This window comes from Micromonospora sp. NPDC023737, from assembly GCF_040639715.1.
Classification (GTDB): domain Bacteria; phylum Actinomycetota; class Actinomycetes; order Mycobacteriales; family Micromonosporaceae; genus Micromonospora.
In genome coordinates, this window is record NZ_JBFAAL010000005.1 from 355,108 (window position 1) to 380,087 (window position 24,980).

Here is a 24,980-nt window from a genome sequence, read left to right on the forward strand (position 1 = left end):
GCCGACAAGTGAATGATGTCCGGCATGGGACGGTCTAATGCGGTCTCGCGGTACCAATCTGCGCACCAAGGTTGTCGCTCTCCTGGTGTCACTGGTCGCTCTCTGGTCGTTCGCGGCATGGGTGACGCTCCGGGACGGGGTCAACCTGCTGGGAGTCCAAACAGTCGACAGCAAAATCGTCGCGCCAAGCGAACCCCTGCTGCTCGAGTTGCAAGTCGAACGGCGGCTGTCTACGGCGCGGCTGGGTTCGTCCAGCTCAGCCAGCAAGGATGAGTTGGCCGCGAGCCGGCAGAGGGTCGACGCTGCCGCGGCAAAGTTCAGAGAGTCTGCCCAGAGCTGGCTAGCCGACCTGATGGCTGGGGCCGAAGCCGAACGCACCGTCGACGCGGCGATTGCGGCGCTGAACACCCTGCCTGCCACCCGCGAGTCAATTGACAGCCGTGACCTCGATCGTGCGGCAGTCGCGAAGGCTTACACCCAAGTCGTCGACTCCATGTTCCAGCTCTACGACGTCGTGGGCGGCCTCGACGACCCGGACATCGAGGCGGACACCCGCAACCTCATCGAGCTCTACCGGATTCGCGAGCTAATGTCCCAGGAGGACGCACTGCTCACCGGTGCTCTCGCCGCGGGGCGTACCACCCCAGCCGAAAACGTCGAATTCACTCAGCTCGTCGCCGCGCAGCGGTTCCTGGCCGGTCGGGCTTCGGACCAGCTCCGTCCCTCCGAGCGCACCCAGTTCGATCAGGTGATCGCGGGTCCGTCGTTCACCAAACTCCGGCAAATCGAAGACCGCATTCTTCAGAGCGAGCGCACCAGGTCCAAGCCAGCCGTCTCGGCACAGGAGTGGGACGATGCCTCTCAGTCCGCTCTGTCCGAGCTGCAAGAGATGGTGCTGTCCGCCGGCGACGCGGTCGTTGACCGGGCTGCCCCGGTCGCGGTGTGGGTCATCGTTCGGCTGCTGCTCGCAGCCGGTCTTGGTCTGCTTGCTGTCATCGCGTCGATCGTGGTCTCCGTCACCACCGCCCGGGCGCTGGTCGCGCAGCTGCAGCGTCTGAGCGCCGCAGCCCACAAGCTAGCCGACGAGCAACTGCCGGGCGTGGTTGAGCGCCTCGGGCGCGGCGAGAAGGTCGACGTCGCGGCCGAAGCGCCGCCACTCGACTTCGGTGACGATGAAATCGGCAAGGTGGGCGAGGCGTTCAACCGGGTCCAGGAGACGGCGATCGCCACCGCAGTGATGCAGGCGCAGTTGCGCCAAGGGGTCCGCGATGTCTTCCTCAGCCTTGCCCGGCGTACCCAGAGCCTTGTTCACCGGCAGGTTTCGCTCCTCGACGAGATGGAGCGCCGTGAGCAAGACTCCGAAGAGCTCGAGGACCTGTTCCGCGTGGACCACCTCGCCGTTCGTATGCGCCGCAACGCCGAAAACCTGGTAGTGCTGTCGGGCGCGGCTCCCGCCCGTGCCTGGCGTCGCGACGTGCCGATGGTCGACGTCGTCCGTGGCGCCGTGCAGGAGGTCGAGGACTACCAGCGGGTCAGCGTCATGCCGATCGAATCGGTCGGCCTCGCCGGCCGTGCGGTCGGTGACATCATCCACCTGCTCGCTGAGCTGATCGAGAACGCTTTGTCGTTCTCGCCTCCTCACACCGAGGTGCAGGTCCGCGGCCAGCTCGTCGCGCGGGGCTTCGCCGTTGAGATCGAAGACCGCGGGCTGGGCATGGACGCGGCAGAGCTCAAGGCGGCCAACGAGCAGATCGCGCAGCACCAGGAGTTCTCGCTGTCCAACGCCAACAAACTCGGCCTGTTCGTGGTCAGTCGGCTGGCGTTTAGGCACAAGTGCGTTGTGCACCTCAAGACCTCCCCGTATGGCGGCACGACCGCTGTGGTACTCATCCCGATGGAGCTGGTCACCAACGCCACAGCCCCCGGCGTAGGCGCGGGGGGCATCGAGGGCGAGACGGCTAGTGGCAAACCGGCCGAGCGGCAACCTGCGCTCACCGCGCCCAGCCGCCCGGAGGGGCTCGTCGACGCCCCGATCTCTGCGCTGACATCTCCGACACCCAAGCTCGGTTCCCCCGTCGTGCATCAGGTGCCGCGCCAGCGAACGCCGGATGCGGCGACCGGCAGCCCCTCCGTGCTACCCGCACGGTCGGCACCACCGGCGGCGCCTTCAGCGCAGGAATCCCAGACGCCGAGTGGGCTACCGGTCCGCGTGCGACAGAGCAGCCTGGCACCGCAGTTGCGCGACAACAACCGCCCAGCGGCGGAGAGCACGGATGAGGATGAGCCGGCGCGAAACCCCGACCGCGTCCGCATGATGATGAGCTCCTACCAAAAGGGCACCCAGCGCGGTCGCGCGGAGACGGAGCGCCGACTCAGCGACGACAACGACACGGACCCACGGGACACCGATGGCTCGGCAGCGACCGAGACCGAACGGTAGAAAGAGGAACTCGAAGTGGTACAGCAACAGCACAGATCCAGCAGCGATCTTGCCTTCTTGCTGGACGACCTGGTGGGTCGGGTGAAGCAGGCCGAGCACGCCATCGTTCTCTCCGTCGACGGGCTGCTCATCGCCGCGTCCGCTGATTTGAACCGCGACGACGGTGAACACCTGGCTGCCATCGCGTCAGGCATCCACAGCCTCGCCAAGGGCGCCGGAACACGATTCGGCGGTGGCGCTGTCCAACAGACCATCATCGAGCTGGAGAAGTCCTTCCTGCTGGTCACCGCCGCCGGTTACGGAGCCTGCCTCGCGGTTCTGGCGGCGGTGGACGCCGACCTCGGGCTTGTCGCCTACGAGATGACCACGCTTGTCGACCGCGCGGGCAAGTATCTCGCGTCGCCGTCTCGAACTCCTCAGACGTCGGCACGCAGCTAGGAGCCGCGATGACAACGTCGGATGCAGAGCCGCGGTGGGTGGACGACGACGCGGGACCCGTGGTGCGGCCTTACGCGATGACCCGGGGCCGCGCCATCGCGAAGAACCGCTTTAACGTGATCTCGCTGGTGGCCGCCACCCGGGTGGCGCCACCGGCCGAGGTCGGCATCGGACCAGAGCACATCAGGATCGTCGGACTCTGTCAGGAACGCCCTCTGGCGATGGCCGAGGTAGCCGCGCACCTCGGCCTGCCTCTAGGCACGGTTCGTGTCCTGCTTGACGACCTGCTCGCTCGCCAGCTCGTGCGAGTCACCGAGCCCGCGCAACACACCAACCTTCCCGACAACAGCGTATTTGAGGCACTGATCAATGGACTACGAGCGCTCTGACGGGGACGAGGCCCGGGCCGCCGTCCTACCCACCGCCGTCAAAATCCTCGTCGCCGGCGGCTTCGGCGTCGGCAAAACCACCCTCGTCGGTGCCGTTAGCGAGACCAAGCCGCTGCGGACGGAGGAGCTCCTGTCCGAGCAGGGAGTGGGGGTCGACGACATCTCCGGGGTGGAGTCAAAGTCAACGACCACGGTCGCCATGGACTTCGGTCGAATCAGCTTCGGCGACGACCTCGTGTTGTATCTCTTCGGTACACCTGGACAAGACCGGTTCTGGTTTGTCTGGGACGAGCTGGCCCTCGGTGCCCTCGGCGCTGTTGTTCTCGCCGACACGCGCCGCTTGGCCGACTGCTTTCCCTCTGTCGACTACTTTGAGCAGCACGGATTGCCGTTCGTGGTGGCGGTCAACTGCTTCGACGGTGCGCGCAGGTACAGCATCGACGAAGTGAAGCTGGCGCTCAACCTGGACCCAGAGGTGCCCGTGATGCTGTGTGACGCCAGGGAGCGGGACTCGAGCAAGGATGTTCTCATCACCCTGCTTGAGCACGTGATGAAAGGCCGCGGTGCGGGCCGAGAGCCGGCATCGGTCGGGTCATGACGTTCGGGGCGTGCTGAGCAGCACGCGGGCCGACAAGGTCAGGCGTCCGAGATGTGTCCCGCCCCCAGAGCACCAGTCTGGCCGACTTTGGCCACGATTGGTTTCATACTGCCCACTGACCCGTTCGTGATGGCTCGACGGCTGCGTGCGAATTGGGCAGACGCTCCCAGGCGACGTTCTGCTCCGGCAGCCTGACGAGCTGTTCGCGAGCCTCTGTGCGACCGGAACCGCCTTGAAGGCAGGCCTCATCAGCCGCCGCAGCAACGGCACCGCCGTGAGGCAGGTCGCACCCAATTGATGTCCAGACGCCCGCAGACGAGGGCTGGAACTCCCACCGGAAGCCCTGCCAACTCACGACGGCATCAGCCGGACCACGGTTATGCACATTGATCACCAGAACAGCCTCTGGTTATTGGTGTTCTTCCCTAGATGAGAAGATCATCGACCAAGGGCTGTTTCTGTCCGGCCGGGGTCGCGACAGTAACCTCGGAGGGTGAAGATCAAGCTTAGCGAAGTTTGACGGTGCAGTGGCATGCTCGCTGAGTTTTGACCACAGAGTCATTCCACGACGGACAGTTGCGAAGAGGGAGGTCGGGCCAAGGTGCAATCGCCAGATCGCGGGCAGTCCCGCGTCCGACCAGCGCACACCGTCCTGCCGCACCGGATGGTGCCGAGCATGCTCCGAGACCCGGCCCGTGCGCTGATAGCCGTCGGTGACCGGACCGGCGGGGGAACTGGTCCGCATCAACCTGGGCTCTTTCCGGCCGTACCTGGTGACGCATCCGCGGCACGTGCAGCACGTGCCGCGCGAGCGGTCGGAAAACTACGAGCGGGCCGACGACGGCTTGTCCTGGCGGGCCGTGGAGCGGCAATTCGGCGAGGGGATCCTCGGCGAGGGACGACAGATCGGGTCGGCCCGCCGGAAGGTGCTCCAGCCGACGTTCACCGCCAAACGGATCGAGGCGCTGCTGGACGGGATGGCCGAGGCCATCCGGGAGTCGGTCGACGATCTCGACAAGCCGTCACGGGACGGCCGGACCGTCGACATCGAAGTCGAGCAGACCCGCACGATGAGCGCGTACGTCGGGGTGATCGACTCGATCTTCCACGTGTTCGACGCGCTCGGCGGTCTGGACGACCGTCAGATCACGCAGGAGACCGGGGCGCATCGTGCCCGAACTGCGTGACGATCCCGCAGCGACCGGCGCTGACGAGGACGAGGAGATGGTGCGGCAGCCCGAGCAGGTGCGCCGGATGATGAGCTCGTATCAGAAGGGGACCCGCCGGGGGCGGACGGAGGCGGCGCGCCTGCTAGGCGACGATGACGCGCCGGAAGCCGGGCCGGGCCCGGACGCCGACGAGCAGCAAGCGACCTGACCAGTGCCGGCGGCGCGGAAGTCCGCCCGCGACGGAGCGGTCAGCACCAGACGAAGACGGCTACATCAGCCGTGGGAGAAGAGGACGACGAGTGGCCCAGAAGACGGCATCGGGTGCCGACCTGACGTGGTTGCTGGATGACCTGGTCGGCCGGGTGAAGCAGGCCGAGCACGCGGTCGCGCTCTCGACGGACGGCCTGTTGATGGCCTCCTCGCAGGGGCTCAGCCGGGACGACGGCGAGCATCTGGCGGCGATGGCGGCCGGGATCCAGAGCCTCGCCCGGGGTGCGGGGAAGCGGTTCGGTGGTGGCCAGGTACAGCAGACCATCATCGAGATGCAGTCCTCGTTCCTCTTCGTCACAGCCGCCGGGCGAAACGCCTGTCTCGCGGTTCTGGCCAGTGAGGACGCCGACGTCGGGCTGATCGCGTACGAGATGGCGATGCTCGTCACCCGGGTCGGCAAGCACGTGGCCTCGCCGACCCGGCCCGCCGAACAGCCGACCGGCGAGAAGTAACCGCGATGACGGTGCAGGGGGAGTCCGCAGAGCATCAGTGGGTGGACGACCATGCTGGGCCGGTCGTGCGTCCGTACGCGGTCACGCGCGGCCGGGCCCGCCCGGTCACCGGCACGTTCGACCTGATCTCGCTGGTCACGGCGACCCGCGCCGACGTGAACGCGGAAATCGGCCTGGGGCCGGAGCACGTGGCGATCGTGGGGCTCTGCCAACGCATGCAGTCCGTCGCCGAGATCGCCGCCCACCTGGACCTCCCGGTGGGCACCATCCGGGTCCTGCTGGGTGATCTGGTGGCCCGCAACCTGGTCCAGGTTCGCGAGCCGCGCACCTCGGCCGGGCTTCCCGACAACAGTGTTTTCGAGGCGGTTATCAATGGACTACGGGCCCTCTGAGCGGCCGGCGGGAGCTACCCCACTGCCCACCGCGATCAAGATTCTGGTCGCGGGCGGTTTCGGGGTGGGTAAGACCACCATGGTCGGCGCGGTCAGCGAGACACGCCCGTTGCGTACCGAGGAGGTGCTGACCGAGTCCGGGGTCGGCATCGACGATCTGTCCGGTGTGGAGAGCAAGAACACCACCACCGTCGCGATGGACTTCGGCCGGATCACGATCAGCGACGACCTCGTGCTCTACCTCTTCGGTACGCCGGGGCAGGACCGGTTCTGGTTCGTCTGGGACGAACTGGCGCTCGGCGCGATCGGTGCGGTGGTGCTCGCCGACACCCGCCGGCTGGCCGACTGCTTCCCCTCCATCGACTACTTCGAGGGGCGGGGGACGCCGTTCGTGGTGGCGGTCAACTGCTTCGAGGGGGCAAGGCAGTACCGGCTGGACGAGGTGCAGGCGGCGCTGAACCTGGACCCGGGTGTGCCGGTGCTCCTCTGCGACGCGCGCAGGCGGGAATCCAGCAAGGAGGTGCTCATCACCCTGCTGGAGCACGCCATGAAGACCCGCGACGCCCGCCGCGCGTCCGACTGACCGGGCGGCGGCGCCCCTGCCGCCAGTGTCCGCCGGGCACCGGACGCCGACGCGTCCGCCCGGCGCTGCCAACGTCTCGTCCCGTCCGTCCCACGACGACGAGGGCCCCTCCCCGCGAGCTGCGGGAAGGGGCCCTCGTGCGTTGCGTCAGTTGCTGATCATCCGGCGCAGCACGTACTGCAGGATGCCGCCGTGCCGGTAGTAGTCCGCCTCACCGGGAGTGTCGATGCGGACGACCGCGTCGAACTCGATGCCGGTGTCGGTGGTGACCTTGACCGTACGCGGCGTCTCGCCGTCGTTCAGTGCGGTCACCCCGGTGATGGAGAAGGTCTCCGTGCCGGTCAGGCCCAGCGACTCGGCGTTCTCGTCGGTCGGGAACTGCAGCGGCAGCACGCCCATGCCGATCAGGTTCGAGCGGTGGATGCGCTCGTATGACTCGGCGATGACCGCCTTGACGCCGAGCAGCATGGTGCCCTTCGCCGCCCAGTCGCGCGACGAGCCGGAGCCGTACTCCTTGCCGGCCAGGACCACCAGCGGCACGCCCGCGTCCTGGTACGCCTGGGAGGCGTCGTAGATGCTGGTCTGCTCACCGGTGAGGTGGTTGACGGTGAAGCCACCCTCGACGCCCGGGACCAGCTGGTTGCGCAGCCGGATGTTGGCGAAGGTGCCCCGGATCATCACCTCGTGGTTGCCCCGACGTGAGCCGTACGAGTTGAACTCGTGGCGGGCCACGCCGTGCTCCGCCAGGTACTTGCCGGCGGGGGAGTCGGCCTTGATCGATCCGGCCGGCGAGATGTGGTCGGTGGTCACCGAGTCGCCGAGCTTGGCCAGCACCCGAGCGCCGGCGATGTCGACGACGGCCTTCGGCTCCCGCTCCATGCCCTCGAAGTACGGGGGCTTGCGCACGTAGGTGGAGTCGCCGCTCCAGGAGAACGTGTCACCGGTCGGGGTGGGCAGCGACTGCCAGCGCTCGTCCCCGGCGAAGACGTCCGAGTACGCCGAGCTGAACCCGGTGGCGCCGATCGCCGAGGCGATGACGTCCTGGATCTCGGCGCTGTTCGGCCAGATCTCGCGGAGGTAGACCGGCTCCCCGGAGCTGTCCTCGCCGATCGGCTCGTTGGCCAGGTCGATGTCCATCGTGCCGGCCAGCGCGTACGCGACCACCAGTGGCGGGGACGCCAGGTAGTTCATCTTGACGTCCGGGTTGATCCGGCCCTCGAAGTTCCGGTTGCCGGAGAGCACCGAGACGACCGACAGGTCGGCCTCGTTCACCGCGGCGGAGATCGCCTCCGGCAGCGGGCCGGAGTTGCCGATGCAGGTGGTGCACCCGTAGCCGACCAGGTGGAAGCCGAGCTTCTCCAGGTACGGCGTCAGCCCGGCGCGCTCGTAGTAGTCCATGACGACCTTGGACCCGGGGGCCAGGGTGGTCTTGACCCACGGCTTGCGGGTCAGGCCACGCTCCACCGCGTTGCGGGCCAGCAGAGCCGCACCGATCATGACCTGCGGGTTCGAGGTGTTGGTGCAGGAGGTGATCGCGGCGATCACCACCGCGCCGTGGTCGAGCTCGAACTCGGTGCCGTCCTCGCCGGTCACCCGGATCGGGTTGGTGGCCCGCCCACCGGCGCCGACCGCCGCGGTCTCCAGGTCACGCGGGGCGTCGGCCGGGTCGTTGACGTCGTTGGCCGGCGAGTCGCTGGCCGGGAAGGACTCGGCGCTGGCCTCGTCGGCGTGGCCCACCACCCCGTAGGGCGGGTTGGTGCGGACGCCGCCGCGGGCGTCGGTGTCGCCTCCGGTCTGGTCGTCGGCCACGTAGTCCTTGAGCGCCGAGCGGAACAGCGTCTTGGCGCTGCCCAGCGGCACCCGGTCCTGCGGGCGCTTCGGGCCGGCCAGCGACGGCTCGATGGTGCTCAGGTCGAGCTCGAGGTGCTCGGAGTAGTTCGGCTCGGCGGCCGGGTCGTGCCAGAGGCCCTGCTCCTTGGCGTACGCCTCGACGAGCGCGACCTGCTCCTCGCTGCGCCCGGTCAGCTGGAGGTAGCGGATGGTCTCACCGTCGATCGGGAAGATCGCCACGGTGGAGCCGTACTCCGGCGACATGTTGCCGATGGTGGCCCGGTTGGCCAGCGGCACGGCGCTCACGCCGGGGCCGTAGAACTCCACGAACTTGCCCACCACACCGTGCTTGCGCAGCATCTCGGTGATGGTGAGCACCAGGTCGGTGGCGGTGGTGCCGGCCGGCATCTCGCCGGAGAGCTTGAAGCCGACGACCCGCGGGATCAGCATGCTGACCGGCTGGCCGAGCATGGCGGCCTCGGCCTCGATGCCGCCGACGCCCCAGCCGAGCACGCCGAGGCCGTTGACCATCGTGGTGTGGGAGTCCGTGCCGACGACGGTGTCCGGGTACGCCTGGCCGTTGCGCTCCATGATCGTGCGGGCCAGGTACTCGATGTTGACCTGGTGCACGATGCCGGTGCCGGGCGGGACGACCTTGAACTCGTTGAACGCGGTCTGCCCCCAGCGCAGGAACTGGTAGCGCTCCTTGTTGCGCTCGTACTCCAGCTCGACGTTGCGCTGGAACGCGTCCTCACGGCCGAACAGGTCGGCGATCACCGAGTGGTCGATGACCAGCTCGGCCGGGGCGAGCGGGTTCACCTTGGTGGCGTCGCCGCCGAGCTCGCGGACGGCCTCGCGCATGGTGGCCAGGTCGACCACGCAGGGCACGCCGGTGAAGTCCTGCATGAGCACCCGCGCCGGGGTGAACTGGATCTCCACGCTCGGGTCGGCGGTGGGGTCCCACGCGCCGAGCTGCTGGATGTGGTCGGCGGTGATGTTCGCGCCGTCCTCGGTCCGCAGCAGGTTCTCCAGCAGGATCTTCAAGCTGTACGGCAGCCGGGCGTGGCCGTCCACCTTGTCGATCTTGAAAATCTCGTAGCTCGCGTCACCGACGCGTAGCTGGGTCTTCGCACCGAAGGTGTCGAGGCTCGCCACGTCGTACTCCTTCACACCAGCGACCGTGTCCTGAGCAGTCTGTCGCACCGGTAGGGGGGCCGCCGAGGTTAGGCGACACTTACCCGCGCACCGCGTGCAAACAAAACCGTACGTCCGTCTTGCTATTAACGCAACCTCGTGCCATGGTCTGCCACGAGGAGGGTGCCTTCATGATCCACCACGTCCAACTCGCCTGCCCGCGCGGCTCTGAGGAGGCCTCCCGCGCGTACTACGTCGGTCTGCTCGGCATGACGGAGAAGGCCAAGCCGCCGGTGCTCGCGGCACGCGGCGGCTGCTGGTTCACCGGGTACGGGGCCGAACTGCACCTCGGCGTCGAGGATGACTTCCGGCCCGCCCGCAAGGCCCATCCCGCCCTGCTCCGCCCGGACCTGGACGCCCTGGCCGCCCGGCTCGCCGCGGCCGGTGCCCCGGTCATCTGGGGCGACGACGAACTGCCCGGGATGCGCCGGTTCCACACCGAGGACGTGCACGGCAACCGGCTGGAGTTCGTCACGCCGGTGGCCTGACCGGCAGGCCTCGGCGCCCTGGCGAAGCACGGGCGTTAGCGCGGTAGACCTCGGTCGCCTCGCCCTGGTCACGGCGGTCAGGTGTGCCGGCCGGCGCTCCAGGTGAGGCGTCTGCGGGCGAGCGGCCCCCGGCGTGACGGGAAACGCCTCAGTCCGCCTCGCCGGTCGTTACCGGGCGCAGGTAGCGTTCGAGCGCCGAAGCGGGGAGGGTGGCGTGCTGGACGTACAACAGTGGCTCGGGGCGCTGCCGCCGCTGGTGATCTACCTGACCGTCGCCGGAATCATCGGGGTGGAGAGCATGGGCATACCGCTGCCCGGCGAGATCACCCTGCTCAGCGCCGCGCTGCTCGCCGCGACCGGCGTCGTCGAGCCGGAATGGGTGGCGGTGGCCGCCGCGCTCGGCGCGATCGTCGGTGACTCGCTCGGCTACACCGTTGGACGCCGGGGTGGCAGACCACTGCTCGTCCGGCTCGGTCGGCGCTTTCCCCGGCACCTGGGCCCGGACCACCTCGCCCGTGCCGAGCAGACCTTTGCCCGGCACGGCGTGTGGGCGGTGTTCTTCGGCCGGTTCATCGCGCTGCTGCGCATCCTCGCCGGCCCGCTGGCCGGCGCGCTGCACGTGCCGTACCGCCGGTTCCTGCTCGCGAACGCGACCGGCGGCCTGGTCTGGGCCTTCGCCACCACATACCTGCTCTTCCACCTCGGCCGGGTCGCCGAGCACTGGCTGAAGAACTTCTCCTGGGCCGGGCTGGCCGTGGCGCTGCTGGCCGGGGTCGGCAGCACCTGGTGGCTGCGGAGACGGGCGCACCGCACGCCCGAGCAGGACGAGACGGTTTCCAGCGGAACTCCCTGACACGCACGAGGGCCGGTCCCCACAGGGGGCCGGCCCTCGGTCGGTAGTGCTGGTTACTCCGGTCAGCTGGTGGCGTAACCGCGGGTGGCGATCCAGTCGGCGAGGTTGTCGACGCTCATCCGGTAGGAGGCCATGTTCGGGTTGGCCGAGTCGGCGATGGTGACGGTCTTGCCGCCGTCGCGGTAGCCGATGACGCTGATGTAGTGGCCGCCCTCGTAGGAGTGGACGTTGCCGTCGGTGTCGGTGGCCGTGCCGAAGATGTTGGCCACGACGGCGCGGCCGTCGTCGACGGTGCGGACGATGTCAGCCTGGAGCTGGTTGGTCTGCTTGTCGTCGGCGCTCGGGCTGGACATCTCGACGCTGTGGTACGCGTTCTTGCCGGTCTCCTTGTTCAGCACCGGCGTGATGTCGAAGATGGAGTTGGTGCCGTGCACGTTGGTGCCCATCTCGTTGGCCATGGCGTCGATGCTGATGTCCTTGCCCTGGACGGAGAGGGCGTTGCGGGCGGCGGCGGGGCCGCAGTAGAAGAAGTTCGGCTGGGCCTGGTAGTGCATGGTGAGCTCGTGCTCGCTGTGGCCCTTGCGGTCGCTCTGCTGCGAGGCCGTGGTGTTCGGCTTCTCGGCAGGCGCGGCGTTGGCGGCGATGGCGGGGCCGGCGATGCCGCCGCCTGCGGCGGCGATTCCAGCGGCGGTCAGGACGGTCTTGCGGATCAGATCGGTACGCATGATGTGTGCCTTTCTGGTCGGGGATCTGCTCCACGTGCGGCCTTCAGCGGTGTGCACGTGGTGCGTCGGGGCCGGGTGGACGGGGCCGGACGGGCAGCCAGAGGACACCGGAAAACTGGTGTCCGCCCACGGTGAGGACGAGGTGATGCCCGCCGACGTGGCCTGGCGCGGGCGATCCCGGGTGTGAAGGTGCGGCCCACCCGGACGCCGCGCGCGGCTACCCGACGGTCGGGCCGTGGTGCTCAACGGGCGTCGGGCGCTGATCGTTCCCGGTGCCGTCGCCGGTCGCCCATGGCCGCGCTACGTGTCCTACGCGGCTGGGGGATTCAACGAGCCGGGGTGGGTGGTGATTCCCGGTCGGGGTGCTGTCCCCGGTGCCGGCGACCGGGGCCGCGCGGCCTGTTCTTTCAACGACCCGGCCCCCGGCATGATTCCAGCGCCAGGGTGGCCTCGGACACCGGACGTCCACCCCCGATACCGGGCATTGCGGGTGATCCGCCGGCCGTCGAACCGGATGATCGGCCCGGCCGGGTCGGCGGCGCAGGCATGATCGACTCGGCTTCTTTGAAGTCGGCGTAACCGGACGCCGGGGACACCCCGACATCAACGAGCCCGAGTCGATCAACCGCGCCGATCCCGCCGGTCTCGCCACGCCCGGTGGGCCCGCCGTGCCCGTTGGTCCCGCCACGCCCGCTGGTTCCGCTGGTCCCCGGACATGGTCGGATCGGGGGCGCTGGGACGATGGCGGGCGTGGAGATCTGGAACAACCCTGCGTGCTCGAAGTGCGCGACCGCCCGGGCGACCCTCGACGAGGCCCGGGTGCCCTACCGGCTGCGGGCGTACCTGGAACAGCCGCCCAGCGCCGCAGAGCTCACGACGGTGTTGCAGCGGCTCGGGGCGCGGCCGTGGGAGGTGTGCCGGACGCAGGAGCCGGCAGCGCGTGAGCTGGGCATGGCCGACTGGCCCCAGGACGAGGCGTGCGAACCGCGCTGGATCGAGGCGATGGTCGCGCACCCGGAACTGATCCAGCGGCCGATCCTGCTGCTGGACGACGGGGGCGCGCTGGTCGGCCGTACCCCGGAGGCGTTGCGGCTGGCTGTCGATCGGTCGACCGAGGGCTGACCGTACCCCCGACCCGTGCTCCCGAGGCCGGACCTGTCGCCGGGCCGACGGCCGGGTGGCTCTTCGAGGGTGGCGTGCCGGGGCCGGGCGTTTTCGGCCGAGGCGAGCGGGAATGCGTGCGGCGCTTGACGGGACCGACCGCGGAAGGAGCGCCGGGTGTCGCAGCACGGGTTGCCGACGGTCGCGCAGCGGCCCACGCCGGTCGCCGGCGCGCCTCTCTACTGCGACGCGCGCGAGTGCGGTTTGCAGGGCGACGGTGTGACGAACGACCAGCCGGCGCTCTCCGCTCTCGTCGACCGCCTCGGCGCCGGGTACGTCTCCGACGGCCGTCCCCGGGTCATCTACTGTCCGCCGGGCATCTACTCGATTCGTGACGCCGGCACGGTCTGGCGCAGCGGGGTGTCGCTGATCGGGGCGGGCCCGGCGGCCACCCGCTTCGTGCTCAGCAACGAGGGGAACCGGGCCGATCCGACGCCCCTCGCGTACTGGACCACTGTGCAGCACGGCGCCGACCGGGACCGGCACATCGCCGACTGCTCGTTCGCCGACTTCGAGATCGACGGATCCGGGGTGGCGATGGCCGAGTACAGCTACCTCGCCAAGGGGCTCGGGCTCCAATACGTGGTACGGGGCGTGTTCCGCAACCTGTACATCCACCACACCGCGGCGACCGGTCTCGGCTGCGACTTCCTGCAGGACAGCCTCATCGAGGGGTGCGTGGTGGTCGGCTGCGGCCGACTGGACAGCGGCGAGGAGATAGGTGGTGCGGGGATCGGCGTCGGCATCGGCGGCTGGGGCGCGGTGGAGCGTCTCACCATCGCCAACTGCACCACGGTCGGCAACGGCACCAACGGCATCTTCCTCGAGTTGCAGAAGGACTACTGGACGCCACCGCGAGGGTTCCGCATCATCGGCTGCCACAGCCAGGCCAACCGCTTCGGCATCTCCGACTGGGGTGCGGACGGCCTCATCGTGTCGGCCTGCACGCTGACCGGCAACCTCGAGGCCGGCTTCGACGTCTCGGGCAACGGCACCGCCGGCGTCGCCGGTCGCGGCGGCCTGCTGACCGACTGCGTCATCGACCGCAACGTCGGAGACGGCGTGAGCATCGGCAACACGCCGGGTCCGTACACCGTGCGGGGCAACCGGATCAGTGGCAACGGGGCCCACGGCCACCACGAGCACGACCTCGGGCCGGCCTACCCGGGCCCTGCCGAGCACGTCGTGATCGACAGCAACGAGATCTGGGACAACGGCCTCGACGGGATCCGGATCGACCGTCCGATGGCGGATGCCGTCATCGTCAACAACCGGATCCGCAACAACGGCCGCCGACGCGCTCCCGCCGCCACCGGCGGCGGCGAAGCCGTGCGGTACGGCCCACGGTCCGTGACGGACCGGACGGCGCGCTGGCCCACCGACGGCCATCGGGGCAAGGCGGTGCGGGTCGATTCCCGGGTGGCCTTGGTGGCGAGGAACACCGACACGGAGCTCAGCCTCGCCGAGGTGCGCCCGGACGCCACCACCGGTTGGAACGAAGCCGTTCCTGGCCCGGGCACCAGGTACGAGCTGCCGGAACCACCGCCGGTGCGGGCCGGTATCACCGTGAACGCGGCCTTCGACTCGGCCACGGTACGGGGCAACCGGATCTGGGACCGCCGCGACGAGCAGGGCCAGACGTACGGGATCTGGGTCACCTCGGGGGGAAGTTGCGTCAGCTGCCGGGTCCAGGACAACGACTTCGCCGGCAACGCCGAAGGCCCGCTACGGCTGGACACCCCGCCGACCGGTGGGCGTTGGGAGGACAACCACCACGACGAGGACTGACTCGCCGCGTTCAGCGGACGTCGTCGCCCTGCGCCGTGGCCTCCGCGTGCCGGGCGAGCAGTCGTGCCCGGATCTCCTCCGGGGTGTACGCGCGGCGGCGCCGCTCGGCGCGCGCGATCACCACCCCGGTGGCCGCCACACCGGCGAGACCGGCCAATCCGAGCACCTTCCACCACCGCATCCGTCGCCGCATCGGTCCAGCGTAGACGCCCGGCCGTCGCGAGCAGGTGCGTCACTGGCCGGGGCGAGTCCATCGGGGCGTGGCCTCCAGCGCCGGTTGGCACGAGAGCAGGACGTCCCCGCACGTTGCGTCCGCCTCGGTACAGCCGGGCCCGCTGGTGCCACCCGCGTCCGCCTCGGTACAGCCGGGCCCGCTGGTGCCACCCGCGTTGCCGACGAGGACGGCGACCGCGCCCCACCGGCTGGCAGCGCCGATTCATCATGCCGCGTCCCCCGTCCGGCCTCGGCCACCGGAGCATGCGCCTGGCGTCCGTCCGAAACCGAGTCGAACATGTCCATGGCAGCGACATCGGCATAGGCTCAGCGCCTATGAGCGTCAGCCTCGACGAGGCGGTGGAGCTGGCCCGCACCGGGGACCTGTGGGTGTTCCGTGGCCGCAGCGTGCCGGACCGAGCCATCCAGCTCACCACCAACAGCCCCGTGAACCATGTCGGCATGGCCGTGGTGCTGGACGACATGCCTCCCCTGATGTGGCACGCGGAGCTGGGCAAGTCGCTCCCGGATCTGTGGTCCGGCGGCCACCAGCGCGGCGTGCAGCTGCACGACCTGGCGGACGCCGTCCGTGTCTGGGCCAACCGCTACGGGCAGCGTGCCTGGCTGCGCCAGCTCGATCCGCCAGCGGGCGCGGAGATGGAGCAGGCGGTGCTCCGTACGATCGCCCGGCTCGACGGCACTCCGTTCCCGTCGACCGCCCAGCTCGCCTGGCGCTGGCTGCGTGGCCGTCTGCCGCAGCTGCCCCAGCCCGGCCGTGACATGCTGTCGCGCGCTGGTGGGAGCAGCTCGTCCCGGTCGGCGAGGATTCCCGACCGGGCGCTGGAGACGGCGTACTGCGCCGAGGTGGTGGCGGTGACCTACGAGGCGATGGGTCTGCTGCCATCCGGCCGGCGTCCGAACTGGTACGACCCGGGCCGGTTCTGGAGCGGCGACGACCTCGGTCTGGCCGGGAATGCCCGGCTCGGCGCCGAGATCGAGGTACGCGTTCCGCCGCGTTGAGGTTTGGCGACGGCGACGACCGGCAACTGCTTGCGCTGTGAGAGCCTCCACCGATCTCGATACGCTGACCGACTTCTTCGACCGGTACGGTGTGGCGCTGACCGCGGGCGACGTGCCCGCCCTCGCCGGCTGCTACGCCCTGCCCGGGCTGGTGGTCGCCGGCACCTACAGCTTCTCCTTCAGCTCGCTGGCGGCGGTGGCGCTCTCCTTCATCGGTGCGGCACCGGACTACCGGGAACGGGAGCTGATCGCCGCGCACGCGCTCATTGAGGACGTGCAACCGGTCTCCGCGTTGCTCACCATGGTTGCCGTGGAGTGGGAGTTCCTGGACAGCGCCGGCGCGCGGGTGCCGGGCGAGCGCTACCGGTACCTGCTGCGCGGCACCGACACCGGCCCGGTCATCTGTACCGTCGTACGTGCCGGCTGACCGGAGCGTGCCTTCCGTCCGGACGGCCGGTCCCTTCCGTCGAGATGCCGTTTCCCTCGCCGTCGAGCCTTACTACGCTGCGGGTCGGCTTCGAGGAGAGGGGACACATGCCTGTGCGGCCTGCCGGGGCGCCGGAACCGGGGACCGCGTCCAAGGTGGTGGCGTCCGTACCGTGGGTCGTCGTACTGCTCGGCGTGCTCACCCTGGCGATCCTCCTGCTCGTCGCGTCGCTGTCCTTCCGGGTCCGTGAGCCGGAACCGGCTGCCGCCCCGGGGCCCCCGCCGGTGTCACCGGTTCCGCCGGCGGCGACGAGCGGTTCCACCGCCGCGTCGCCCACCCTGAGGACGAGCTCTTCCCGCGCTGCGGTACGTCCGTCCCGAGCCGTACGCCCGTCGCCGTCCGCGACCGCGCCCCGGTCCCCGTCCGCGCCCCGATCCGACCAGCCGGCGTCGGTCGACGGCGGAGCGTTGACGGCCACCTACCGGGTGCGGGACGCCGACCGGAACGAGGTCGCCGCGGAGCTGGTGCTGCGCAACGAAACCGGCCACGCCGAGGAGTGGACGGTCGAGCTCAGCTTCACCGGTCGGGTCCGGGGCCTGCGGGTCTTCGGCGCGCCGGTCCGGGTCGTGCCCCGAGGTGACGGCCGGTACGTGCTGCGCGGTCACGGCTCGCTCGCGCAGGGGCGAAGCGTCGAACTGCGTCTGCGGTTCAGCCGCGGCGACCAGCTCAGCGCGTGCACGGTGAACGGCGACGAGTGCGTCCTCGCCTGACCCGTTACGCTCCCCGGGCGACCAGGAGAGGGAGGGACATGTCCGGCACGGATCGGGGCACCCGACGCAGACATGGCAGGGCCGTGGCGTCCTCGCCTTGGATCGTGGTCTTCGCCGGCGTGGTGGTCATGGTGGTGCTGCTGGTCATCGTGCTCAGCACCTACCGGGGCCGCTCCGATTCGGAGGTGCCGCGCGGGTTCGACATCGGAGCGCCGATGCCGACGCCGCCCTGGCTGTCCGCGTCGCCGACCGGTTCCGCGTCCGCCGACTCGACCGGCGGGACGCGTCCACCGTCGATGTCGTCCACGCCGACACCCTCGTTGACCTCGGCCGCCCCGACGTCGTCGGCGTCGGCGTCGTCGAGTGCGACGGCGGCTCCGCCCGGATCGCCCTCGGCCACCCCGAGCCCGCTGCTCTCCAACGCGCCGCAGGTGTCGGCGGCACCGCCGGCACCGGCCACGGTGACCGGCCGCTACCGGGTCAACAGCACCTTCAGCGGCGGCTTCATCGGGGAGGTGCGGGTCAGCAACGTCTCCGGGAGCGCACAGGGCTGGGAGGTACGGCTGGAGTTCTCCGGTGGTCGCGTGACCAGAGCCTGGGTGATGAACGCCGTGCAGGGGGAGCCGAGCGAAGACGACAACCCCTACACCTACAGAAGCGGCGTTGACCTCGCGCCCGGCGCGTCGGCGCGACTCATGTTCGTCGCGGAGGGGGCAGACACCCACCCGGTTGCGTGCTCGGTCAACGGCGTCACCTGCGCCGGCCTCTGACTCCTCTTTCCCCGAACTTGCGGTACGGGCGGTAGGCCCGCGGCGTCGCGTTCCTCAGCAATTGGTGTTCGGGCAGGGCAGCGGCTGCGTCACCGCCGGCACCGAACGGCCGCGTTCGAAGTCGCTGGACCGGAACTCGTACGACTCGGGGGGACTGGTTCAACCAGATCCGTTGGGACTGCACCCGGGGCAACGGGTTCGGTGCCGGCCTGCCTCCGGCGGCGAACCAGGACAAGTGGTCGTACGCAAGGCCACTGCTGGCCGATCCGGCGCTGTTGCCGGATTGCGCGGCGATCGACACCCCACGGGCGGCGACTGGGCGGTTGCCCGGGCTGCGGAGTGCGGACGCGTGCCGGCCCGCAGCGTGGCGGTCTTCGTGCAGCGTCAGTTCGCACGGGTCGGCCCCCTGCCACCGGGAGTGGCAGGGGGCCGAACTTCTGCGTCGTTGCTTCGCTGTCGCGTTGCTCAGTTGAAGCAGTCCTCGACAGTGTTGGCGCAGTTGGTGGGGTCGTTGTCGCTGATGGTCGAGTCGTCGTCGAGCTTGACCTTCCCATCCTTGTTGAAGATGCCGCCGGCGATCCCCTTGTGGTCCTTGTCGCCGTCCTTGCCCTTGCCGTTGTCGTGGTCGTTGCCGTTGTCGGCCTTGTTCTTGGTGACCTTGGTGTTGGTCAGGGTCACCTTGCCTTCGTTGTTGTAGATGCCGCCGCCGTTCTTGCCGGCGAAATTCTCCTTGATCTTGGTGTCGCGCAGGGCCAGGCTGGCACCGAGGTCCTTGCGGTCCTCGCCGTCCTTGTCCTTCCACCACGAGGTGTCCCAGGCGGTCGGGCCGGCCATGTTGGCGCCGTTGTGCCAGTCCTTGTCCTGGTCCTTGTCCTCGAACGGCTTGCCGTTGAAGATGCCGCCACCGAAGCGGCCCGCGCTGTTCTCGAAGATCTCACTGTCGGTGACGGTGGCGGAGGCGCGGTCCTCCTCGTCCTTGTCCTTGTCCTTGCCGTTCCAGGAGTTGTGCTTCTTGTCGTCGTCGCTGCTGACGTTGTAGATGCCGCCGCCGTCCTTGTGAGCCTTGTTCTTCTCGACGGAGCTGTCCTTGACCGTCAGGACGGTGTCGACGGCGGCGATGCCGCCACCGTTCTCGCCGGCGGTGTTGTTCTTGATGAACGTCCACCTGACCTCGACGAAGCCGTCGCTGCTGGACAGACCGCCGCCGTTCTTCTTGGCGGTGTTGCCCTCGATGAGAGTCTTCTCGATCGTGACGGTGCCGGCCCTGTCGTCCTTGCGGTCCTCGTCGTGCTTGTCCTTGTCCTTGTCCTTGCCGGACTCCTCGCCGTTCCAGCCACCGCTGGTCAGGCTCGTGTTGCCGTGCTCGTCCTTCTTCTTGTCGTGCTCGTCCTTCTTGTCGTGCTCGTCCTTCTTCTTGTCGCTGTGGCCGTTGGCGATGCCGCCGCCGTCCTTGCCCGCAGTGTTGTTGCTGATGCGGGACTCAGGGCCCTTGCCGTCGCTGCCCTTGACGTCGAGGACCCCGGCGTTGAAGATGGCGCCGCCGTCCTCTCCGGCGTGGTTGTTGTCGAAGGTGCTGCCCTCGGCCTTGACCCGGCCGAAGTTGGCGATGGCGCCGCCGTTGTTCTCGGCGCTGTTGAGGACGAACTTGGCGTTCACCAGGTGGGCCTCGCCGCCGCGTTCGACCAGCAGGCCACCGCCGTCGCCCTCGTGCTCCTTGTCGTCCTTGCGGTCCTCGTCGTGCTTGTCCTTGCCGTCCTTGTCGTGCTTGTCCTTGCCGTCCCACTCCTTCTTGTCCTCGGCCGGCTTCGTGGACGTGGCGGCCGGAGCCGCAGCGGCGGCCGGAGCCGCAGCGGCGGCCGGAGCCGCAGCGGCGGCCGGAGCCGCAGCGGGAGCGGCGGGTGCCTTGACGGCCGCAGCCGGTGCCGCAGCCTCGACCGCAGCTGGGGCGGCAGCCTGGGCCGGTGCCGCAGCCTCGGCCGCAGCCGGGGCGGCAGCCTGGGCCGGTGCGGCGGCCTCGACCGCAACGTTGGCCGGAGCGGCAGCGTTGGCCGGGGCGGCAGCGTTGGCCGGGGCGGCAGCGTTGGCCGGGGCGGCAGCGTTGGCCGGGGCGGCGGCCTTGGCCGGGGCGGCGGCCTTGGCCGGAGCGGGGGCCTGGGCCGGTGCCGCAGCCTGGGCGGGTGCCGCAGCCTGGGCCGGAGCCGCAGCGGGAGCGGCGGGCGCGGCCGGAGCCCCGCCCCAGCTCCCGGACTGGTTGCCGGGAACCCACTTCTTCGGCGGCTCCTTGTCCTTGTCGTGCTTGTCCTTGTCCTTGTCGTCCTTGCGGTCTTCGCCGGCGGCGCCGTTGCGGACCGTGACGTCCTTCAGGGTCAGGTTGCCGCCGTCGGCGACCCGGAAGATCCGGAAACCCTCCTCGGCTTCCCGTTTGATCGTCGCGCCGTTGCCCTCGATGGTGACTTCCTGCTTGATCGTCGGCAGGCCCGCTTCGGACTTCTTGTCGTGCTGGTCGAGCTCGTAGGTGCAGTCCTTGGCCAGCTTCAAGGTTCCGCCGTCGTCACGGTTGGCGAGTTCGAGGGCCTCGACGAGGTCATCGTCGTCGCACTTCACCTCCCGTACCTCGTCGCGGTCGTCCTTGTCCCTGCCCTTGTCGTCCTTGTCCTTGTCGTCCTTGGCCTGGTCCTTGCCGTCGTCGCTGACCAACTGGGAGGTCGACCACTTGACGTCAGCCAGTCGGTGCGCGCCGGTCACCCCGGTGGTGGCGTACGCGACGCCTGTGAGGCCGACCGCTCCCGCGAGGCCCGCAACGCCTGTGACGAGCCAGAGCCGGCGCCGGCGGAACGGCGAGGTCTTCTCGCCAGTTGCGTCATCGTTCTTGCGAAGGTGGTTGGACATCGGAGCTCTCTGCCCTCTCCTTGTACCCAGACAAGGTCGCTTCGCCATGCGAGGCGGCCTTCGCTACAAATCGGTTGTAGCTGCTGAACAACACCGTATGGGAGAGTTCTTCACTATGCGGCCATACCTGAGATAACCCCACATTAGGTATGTGCGGCGCGGATGGCCGAAGTTGGGACGCCCAAGTCATGCCTGGCACGACTGGTGCTCGGAGCGCGCCCGGTGACGGAGAGCCCACGGATGCCACCAGGGCATGGCTGGCGGCGAGAAGCGTGCGCGGATACCCCGGAGGGGCGAGGGTGATGATCGGGCACGCTTGGCTCGTGGTGCCCTGCAGATGGCAGATTCGGGTCGAGGGACCGCAGGCCGGGCAACTCCGGCGTGGAGGGGCGAGATCAGGCCACGACGCCGACGGGCCCCGCCGCCGGCGTCCTGACGACGAGATGCGTCGCAGACGTCGGCGGCGGGGCCCGCCGTGGGGTCGTGGGTGCGGGGTCAGCTCGGGAGGCGGGGACCCGCCTCCCGCTGCGCGGCCAGCCAGGTCTCCACCTCGTCGGCCGCCCGCGGCAGGCCGGCCGAGAGGTTCACCGCACCGGACGCGGTGACCAGCACGTCGTCCTCGATGCGGATGCCGATGCCGCGCAGCTCCTCGGGGACCAGTTCGTCATCCGGCTGGAAGTAGAGCCCGGGCTCGACCGTCAACACGTAGCCCTCGCCGAGAGTGCCCTCGCGGTACTTCTCCTTCGAGGCGTTGGCGCAGTCGTGCACGTCGATGCCGAGCATGTGCCCGAAGCCGTGCAGCGTCCAGCGACGGTAGACGGTCGACTTCTCGTCCATCGCCTCGTCCACGCTCACCGGAAGCAGGCCCAGGTCGGCCAGGCCCTCGGCGAGCACCCGCATGCAGGTCCGGTGGACCTCGCGGAACTCGACTCCCGGCTTGATGAAGTCGATGCCGGCCTGCTGCGACGCGTACACGATGTCGTAGACCTGGCGCTGCAGCGGCGTGAAGCGGCCGTTCACCGGCACCACCCGGGTGACGTCGGCGGTGTAGAGGTTGCGGTTCTCCACGCCCATGTCCATCAGCAGCAGCTCACCCGGACGGGTGGCGCCGTGGTTGTGCACCCAGTGCAGGGTGGTGGCGTGCTCCCCGGCTCCGACGATCGAGCCGTAACCGACGTCGTTGCCGTCATGCCGGGCCCGCAGCGCGAAGACACCCTCCAGAAGCCGCTCGGAGACACCCCGGTCGGCGGGGAGGACCCGTGCCACGTCCTCGAAGCCTCGTACGGTGGCGTCGATCGCCTCCTGGAGCTGCGCGATCTCCCACTCGTCCTTGACCAGCTTCAGCTCGGAGATCACGACGGCCAGCTCGTGGTCCCGGGCCGGCTGGCCCTCGGAGCGCGGGCCGTCGTACGGGCGCACGGCCGCATCGACCCGCGAGTCGAAACCGCGCAGCACCCGGGTACGCCGTGGCGCCAGGTCGGCGAGGGCCACGTCCAGCTCGGCCAGGTCGGCGGTGGGCAGACCGAGCTCGGTCGACTTCTCCGTCAGCGTCGGCCGTCGACCCACCCACAGCTCGCCGTGTCGGCTGCGGAAGAACTCGTCGGTCTGCCGGGACGAGCGGGGGCGCATGTACAGCGTCGCGTCGTGTCCGGAGCCGTTCGGCCGCATCACCAGCACGCTGTCCGGCTCGAGATCGCCGGTCAGATAGGCGAAGTCGCTGCCGGCCCGGAACGGGTAGGCGGTGTCGTTCGCGCGTACCTTCTCGTTCCCGGTGGGGATCACCAGCGTCTCGCCTGGGAAGGCGGCCGAGAGGGCGGCCCGGCGCTTGGCGTGGTTGGGTGCCTGGAGGGCGGGGGTGACCGCCAGCTCGCTGTCCCGCCAGCCCTGCCGCATGAAGGACAGAAACGCCTCCGGGAAGGCCGGATCGTGTGATTCCGTACCATCCGTCGGCTTTTCGGCGGCGCGCTCCTCGGTCATGCTGTGTTCCTCTCGCGTGGATCCTGGTGCCGACGGTACCTGCGTACCCGTTCGCTCGTGAACCCGCGGGAGGCGGCGACCGGCCCGCCACCCGCAGCGGCGTGAGTGGCCCTCCGGATCGCCGGACGGCCGCGACGGCTCTTCTCCGCGCGTGAAAAGATGACGACCATGTGCGGACTCCTGGCCTTCTTCAGCGCGCGCGGTGACGCCGGCGCGCACCGCGACCACATCGCCGGCGCGTTGGAGTGCCTGCACCACCGTGGCCCCGACGAGACAGGGGTCGAGCTGGTGGGCGACGCGTCGGGCCGGTACGCGGACGCGGTCTTCGCGCACAAGCGTCTGGCGATCATCGATGTGGCTTCCAGTCACGAGCCGCTGCCGTACGCGAACGGCCGCTACCTGCTGACCTTCAACGGCGAGATCTACAACTACATCGAGCTCCGGGACGAGCTGATCCGCGACTTCGGTGCGCAGTTCGCCACGGCCGGCGACGGTGAGGTGATCGTGGCCGGCTACCACTACTGGGGCGAGCAGGTGCTCACCCGGCTGCGCGGCATGTTCGCGTTCGTCATCTGGGACCGGCAGGAGCGGCGGGCCTTCGGCGGCCGCGACTACTTCGGCATCAAGCCGCTGCACTACCTGGAGACCGCGGACGGGCTCTACCTCGCCTCGGAGAAGAAGGCGCTGCTGCCCTTCGCGCACTCGAACTACGAGGGCGACGCCGGTATCGACGCGGCGAACCTCAGCCACTACCTGACCCTCCAGTACGTCCCCGAGCCGGGCACCCTGCACAAGGGGGTCCACCGGATCGGTTCGGGGGAGTACCTGACCTGGACCCCGGGTGGCCGGATCGAGGTGCGCCGCTGGTACCGGCCGGTGTTCCGGCCCGCCCCGGTGCCCGACGAGCAGAAGCTGTACCACGAGATCCGGGAGACGCTCCGGGAGAGCGTCCGGATGCACATGCGCTCGGACGTGCCGGTCGGCTCGTTCCTGTCCAGCGGCATCGACTCGACCGCCGTGGTGGCGCTGGCCCGCGAGTTCAACCCGAACATCCTCACCTTCACCGTCGGCTACGACGTGCCCGGCTACTCGGAGATCGACGTCGCCCAGGATTCGGCGCGGCACCTCGACGTCACCACCATCCCGACCAAGATCGGGCCGCAGGACATGATGGAGGCGCTGCCGAAGATCGTCTGGCACCTCGACGACCCGGTCGCCGACCCCGCCCTGGTGCCGCTCTACTTCGTGGCGAAGAAGGCCGCCGAGCACGTCACCGTGGTGCTCTCCGGCGAGGGCGCGGACGAGTTCTTCGGCGGCTACACCATCTACCGGGAGCCGCTCTCGCTGAGCTCGGTGAACAACCTGCCGGGTGGTGTGCAGAAGGGGCTGCGGGCGGTCTCCAAGGCCATCCCGCAGGGGGTGAAGGGTAAGAGCTTCCTCGAACGTGGCACCACTCCGCTGGAGGAGCGGTACTACGGCAACGCCCGGATGTTCACCGAGGAGGAGAAGCAGCACCTGCTGCGCCGGTACGACCCCTCGGTGCGTTACACCGACGTCACCGCGCCGATCTACGCCGAGAGCACCGAGCTGGACGACGTCACCCGGATGCAGTACGTCGACCTCTATACCTGGCTGCGCGGCGACATCCTGGTGAAGGCCGACCGGATCTCGATGGCGCACTCACTCGAGGTGCGGGTGCCCTTCCTCGACCGTGAGGTCTTCGACGTGGCGGCGAAGATCCCGGTGGATCTGAAGCTGCCGCCGCGTTCCGACGCCACGAAGTACGCGATGCGCCAGGCATTGCAGGGCGTGGTGCCGCCGGCGATCGTCAACCGGAAGAAGCTGGGCTTCCCGACCCCGACGCGGGTCTGGCTGCGGGGCGAGATGTACGAGTGGGCGCGGCACGTGCTGGCCACCTCGGGCGCCGGTGACCTGCTCGACCTGTCGTACGCGATGCGCCTGCTCGACGAGCACAAGCGGGAGGAGGCGGACCACTCCCGCAAGGTGTGGACCGTGTTGATCTTCTGCATCTGGCACGCCATCTTCGTGGCCAAGACCCTCGACCCGGGCATCCAGCGCAACCAGTCGGCCCTGCTCACGAAGCCTGTGGTCGGCTCGATGGTCCGCTGACGGGTCGCGCGCCC

At 69.4% G+C, this 24,980-nt stretch carries 25 protein-coding genes and 1 pseudogene; 19 read left to right on the forward strand and 7 right to left on the reverse strand.

From position 1 onward, the window contains the following. Positions 1–37: 37 nt before the first annotated feature. The 9 genes from AB0F98_RS14905 (at position 38) to AB0F98_RS14945 (ending at position 6,731) form a co-directional block, all read left to right on the forward strand. Positions 38–2,440: a nitrate- and nitrite sensing domain-containing protein gene (locus AB0F98_RS14905; protein WP_357734416.1), complete on the forward strand. Its 2,403-nt coding sequence runs from the start codon at positions 38–40 to the stop codon at positions 2,438–2,440. Between the two features lie 15 nt (positions 2,441–2,455). Further along, positions 2,456–2,878 carry a roadblock/LC7 domain-containing protein gene (locus tag AB0F98_RS14910; protein WP_076467596.1) on the forward strand — a complete coding sequence of 141 codons (423 nt, stop codon included), beginning with the start codon at positions 2,456–2,458 and terminating at the stop codon, positions 2,876–2,878. Between the two features lie 8 nt (positions 2,879–2,886). Further along, positions 2,887–3,267, forward strand: coding sequence for a DUF742 domain-containing protein (locus tag AB0F98_RS14915; RefSeq protein WP_357734419.1), 381 nt, complete (start codon positions 2,887–2,889; stop codon positions 3,265–3,267). After that, positions 3,248–3,865, forward strand: coding sequence for an ATP/GTP-binding protein (locus tag AB0F98_RS14920; RefSeq protein WP_357734423.1), 618 nt, complete (start codon positions 3,248–3,250; stop codon positions 3,863–3,865). Before AB0F98_RS14915 ends, AB0F98_RS14920 begins: the two co-directional genes overlap by 20 nt. A 713-nt stretch (positions 3,866–4,578) precedes the next feature. Then, positions 4,579–5,052, forward strand: a complete 474-nt coding sequence (locus AB0F98_RS14925) for a hypothetical protein (protein ID WP_357734425.1) — start codon at positions 4,579–4,581, stop codon at positions 5,050–5,052. Next, positions 5,036–5,242 (forward strand): hypothetical protein, encoded by a 207-nt coding sequence (locus AB0F98_RS14930; RefSeq protein ID WP_357734428.1) that lies wholly within the window; start codon positions 5,036–5,038, stop codon positions 5,240–5,242. Before AB0F98_RS14925 ends, AB0F98_RS14930 begins: the two co-directional genes overlap by 17 nt. A 91-nt stretch (positions 5,243–5,333) precedes the next feature. Beyond that, positions 5,334–5,756, forward strand: coding sequence for a roadblock/LC7 domain-containing protein (locus AB0F98_RS14935; RefSeq protein ID WP_355144411.1), 423 nt, complete (start codon positions 5,334–5,336; stop codon positions 5,754–5,756). Between the two features lie 5 nt (positions 5,757–5,761). After that, complete coding sequence (locus tag AB0F98_RS14940; RefSeq protein WP_357734432.1) at positions 5,762–6,148, forward strand: DUF742 domain-containing protein; 387 nt, start codon at positions 5,762–5,764, stop codon at positions 6,146–6,148. Continuing rightward, a complete protein-coding gene (locus AB0F98_RS14945; protein WP_357734435.1) occupies positions 6,129–6,731 on the forward strand; it encodes an ATP/GTP-binding protein in 603 nt (200 codons plus the stop codon). The genes AB0F98_RS14940 and AB0F98_RS14945 overlap by 20 nt, the downstream gene beginning before the upstream one ends. A 147-nt stretch (positions 6,732–6,878) precedes the next feature. Here the strand turns inward: AB0F98_RS14945 and AB0F98_RS14950 are convergent, their stop codons facing one another. After that, positions 6,879–9,731, reverse strand: a complete 2,853-nt coding sequence (locus AB0F98_RS14950) for an aconitate hydratase (RefSeq protein ID WP_357734438.1) — start codon at positions 9,729–9,731, stop codon at positions 6,879–6,881. A 155-nt stretch (positions 9,732–9,886) separates the two neighbouring features. On the opposite strand from AB0F98_RS14950, the gene AB0F98_RS14955 reads away from it, so the two are divergent. Then, entirely contained in the window at positions 9,887–10,243 is a 357-nt protein-coding gene (locus AB0F98_RS14955) for a VOC family protein (RefSeq protein WP_357734758.1), read from the forward strand. Between the two features lie 214 nt (positions 10,244–10,457). Then, positions 10,458–11,096 carry a DedA family protein gene (locus AB0F98_RS14960; RefSeq protein WP_357734440.1) on the forward strand — a complete coding sequence of 213 codons (639 nt, stop codon included), beginning with the start codon at positions 10,458–10,460 and terminating at the stop codon, positions 11,094–11,096. 62 nt (positions 11,097–11,158) lie between these two features. On the opposite strand, the gene AB0F98_RS14965 is transcribed toward AB0F98_RS14960, so the two are convergent. After that, the gene (locus AB0F98_RS14965) at positions 11,159–11,821 is read right to left on the reverse strand and encodes a C39 family peptidase (protein ID WP_357734443.1); all 663 of its coding nucleotides are present in this window, start codon (positions 11,819–11,821) and stop codon (positions 11,159–11,161) included. Positions 11,822–12,562: 741 nt separating this feature from the next. Here AB0F98_RS14965 and AB0F98_RS14970 point away from each other — a divergent pair. Further along, positions 12,563–12,943: an ArsC/Spx/MgsR family protein gene (locus tag AB0F98_RS14970; protein WP_357734446.1), complete on the forward strand. Its 381-nt coding sequence runs from the start codon at positions 12,563–12,565 to the stop codon at positions 12,941–12,943. A gap of 156 nt (positions 12,944–13,099) precedes the next feature. Continuing rightward, on the forward strand, positions 13,100–14,770 hold the full coding sequence (locus AB0F98_RS14975) for a right-handed parallel beta-helix repeat-containing protein (RefSeq protein ID WP_357734450.1): 1,671 nt from the start codon (positions 13,100–13,102) through the stop codon (positions 14,768–14,770). A 10-nt stretch (positions 14,771–14,780) separates the two neighbouring features. On the opposite strand, the gene AB0F98_RS14980 is transcribed toward AB0F98_RS14975, so the two are convergent. After that, the gene (locus AB0F98_RS14980; protein ID WP_139337880.1) at positions 14,781–14,963 is read right to left on the reverse strand and encodes a hypothetical protein; all 183 of its coding nucleotides are present in this window, start codon (positions 14,961–14,963) and stop codon (positions 14,781–14,783) included. A gap of 356 nt (positions 14,964–15,319) precedes the next feature. Here AB0F98_RS14980 and AB0F98_RS14985 point away from each other — a divergent pair, with 356 nt between their 5' ends. From AB0F98_RS14985 to AB0F98_RS14995, 3 genes are all read left to right on the forward strand, one after another. Next, positions 15,320–16,003: a hypothetical protein gene (locus AB0F98_RS14985; protein ID WP_357734454.1), complete on the forward strand. Its 684-nt coding sequence runs from the start codon at positions 15,320–15,322 to the stop codon at positions 16,001–16,003. A gap of 37 nt (positions 16,004–16,040) precedes the next feature. Next, positions 16,041–16,430, forward strand: coding sequence for a hypothetical protein (locus tag AB0F98_RS14990; protein WP_357734457.1), 390 nt, complete (start codon positions 16,041–16,043; stop codon positions 16,428–16,430). 107 nt (positions 16,431–16,537) lie between these two features. Next, on the forward strand, positions 16,538–17,200 hold the full coding sequence (locus AB0F98_RS14995; protein ID WP_357734460.1) for a hypothetical protein: 663 nt from the start codon (positions 16,538–16,540) through the stop codon (positions 17,198–17,200). Between the two features lie 4 nt (positions 17,201–17,204). On the opposite strand, the gene AB0F98_RS15000 is transcribed toward AB0F98_RS14995, so the two are convergent. Together AB0F98_RS15000 and AB0F98_RS15005 are read right to left on the reverse strand one after the other, a co-directional pair. Further along, entirely contained in the window at positions 17,205–17,348 is a 144-nt protein-coding gene (locus tag AB0F98_RS15000; protein ID WP_357734463.1) for a hypothetical protein, read from the reverse strand. Between the two features lie 12 nt (positions 17,349–17,360). Next, positions 17,361–17,621 (reverse strand): hypothetical protein, encoded by a 261-nt coding sequence (locus AB0F98_RS15005; RefSeq protein ID WP_357734466.1) that lies wholly within the window; start codon positions 17,619–17,621, stop codon positions 17,361–17,363. Positions 17,622–17,631: 10 nt separating this feature from the next. On the opposite strand from AB0F98_RS15005, the gene AB0F98_RS15010 reads away from it, so the two are divergent. Together AB0F98_RS15010 and AB0F98_RS15015 are read left to right on the forward strand one after the other, a co-directional pair. After that, entirely contained in the window at positions 17,632–17,970 is a 339-nt protein-coding gene (locus AB0F98_RS15010; RefSeq protein ID WP_357734469.1) for a cellulose binding domain-containing protein, read from the forward strand. Between the two features lie 64 nt (positions 17,971–18,034). Continuing rightward, positions 18,035–18,269, forward strand: a pseudogene (locus tag AB0F98_RS15015) (alpha-1,6-glucosidase domain-containing protein); the annotation flags it as partial. A gap of 166 nt (positions 18,270–18,435) precedes the next feature. Here the strand turns inward: AB0F98_RS15015 and AB0F98_RS15020 are convergent. Further along, positions 18,436–20,859, reverse strand: coding sequence for a hypothetical protein (locus AB0F98_RS15020; RefSeq protein WP_357734472.1), 2,424 nt, complete (start codon positions 20,857–20,859; stop codon positions 18,436–18,438). A gap of 495 nt (positions 20,860–21,354) precedes the next feature. Then, positions 21,355–22,836 (reverse strand): aminopeptidase P family protein, encoded by a 1,482-nt coding sequence (locus AB0F98_RS15025; protein WP_357734475.1) that lies wholly within the window; start codon positions 22,834–22,836, stop codon positions 21,355–21,357. Positions 22,837–23,004: 168 nt separating this feature from the next. Here AB0F98_RS15025 and asnB point away from each other — a divergent pair, with 168 nt between their 5' ends. Beyond that, positions 23,005–24,966 carry an asparagine synthase (glutamine-hydrolyzing) gene (gene asnB / locus AB0F98_RS15030; protein WP_357734478.1) on the forward strand — a complete coding sequence of 654 codons (1,962 nt, stop codon included), beginning with the start codon at positions 23,005–23,007 and terminating at the stop codon, positions 24,964–24,966. Positions 24,967–24,980: the final 14 nt, after the last annotated feature.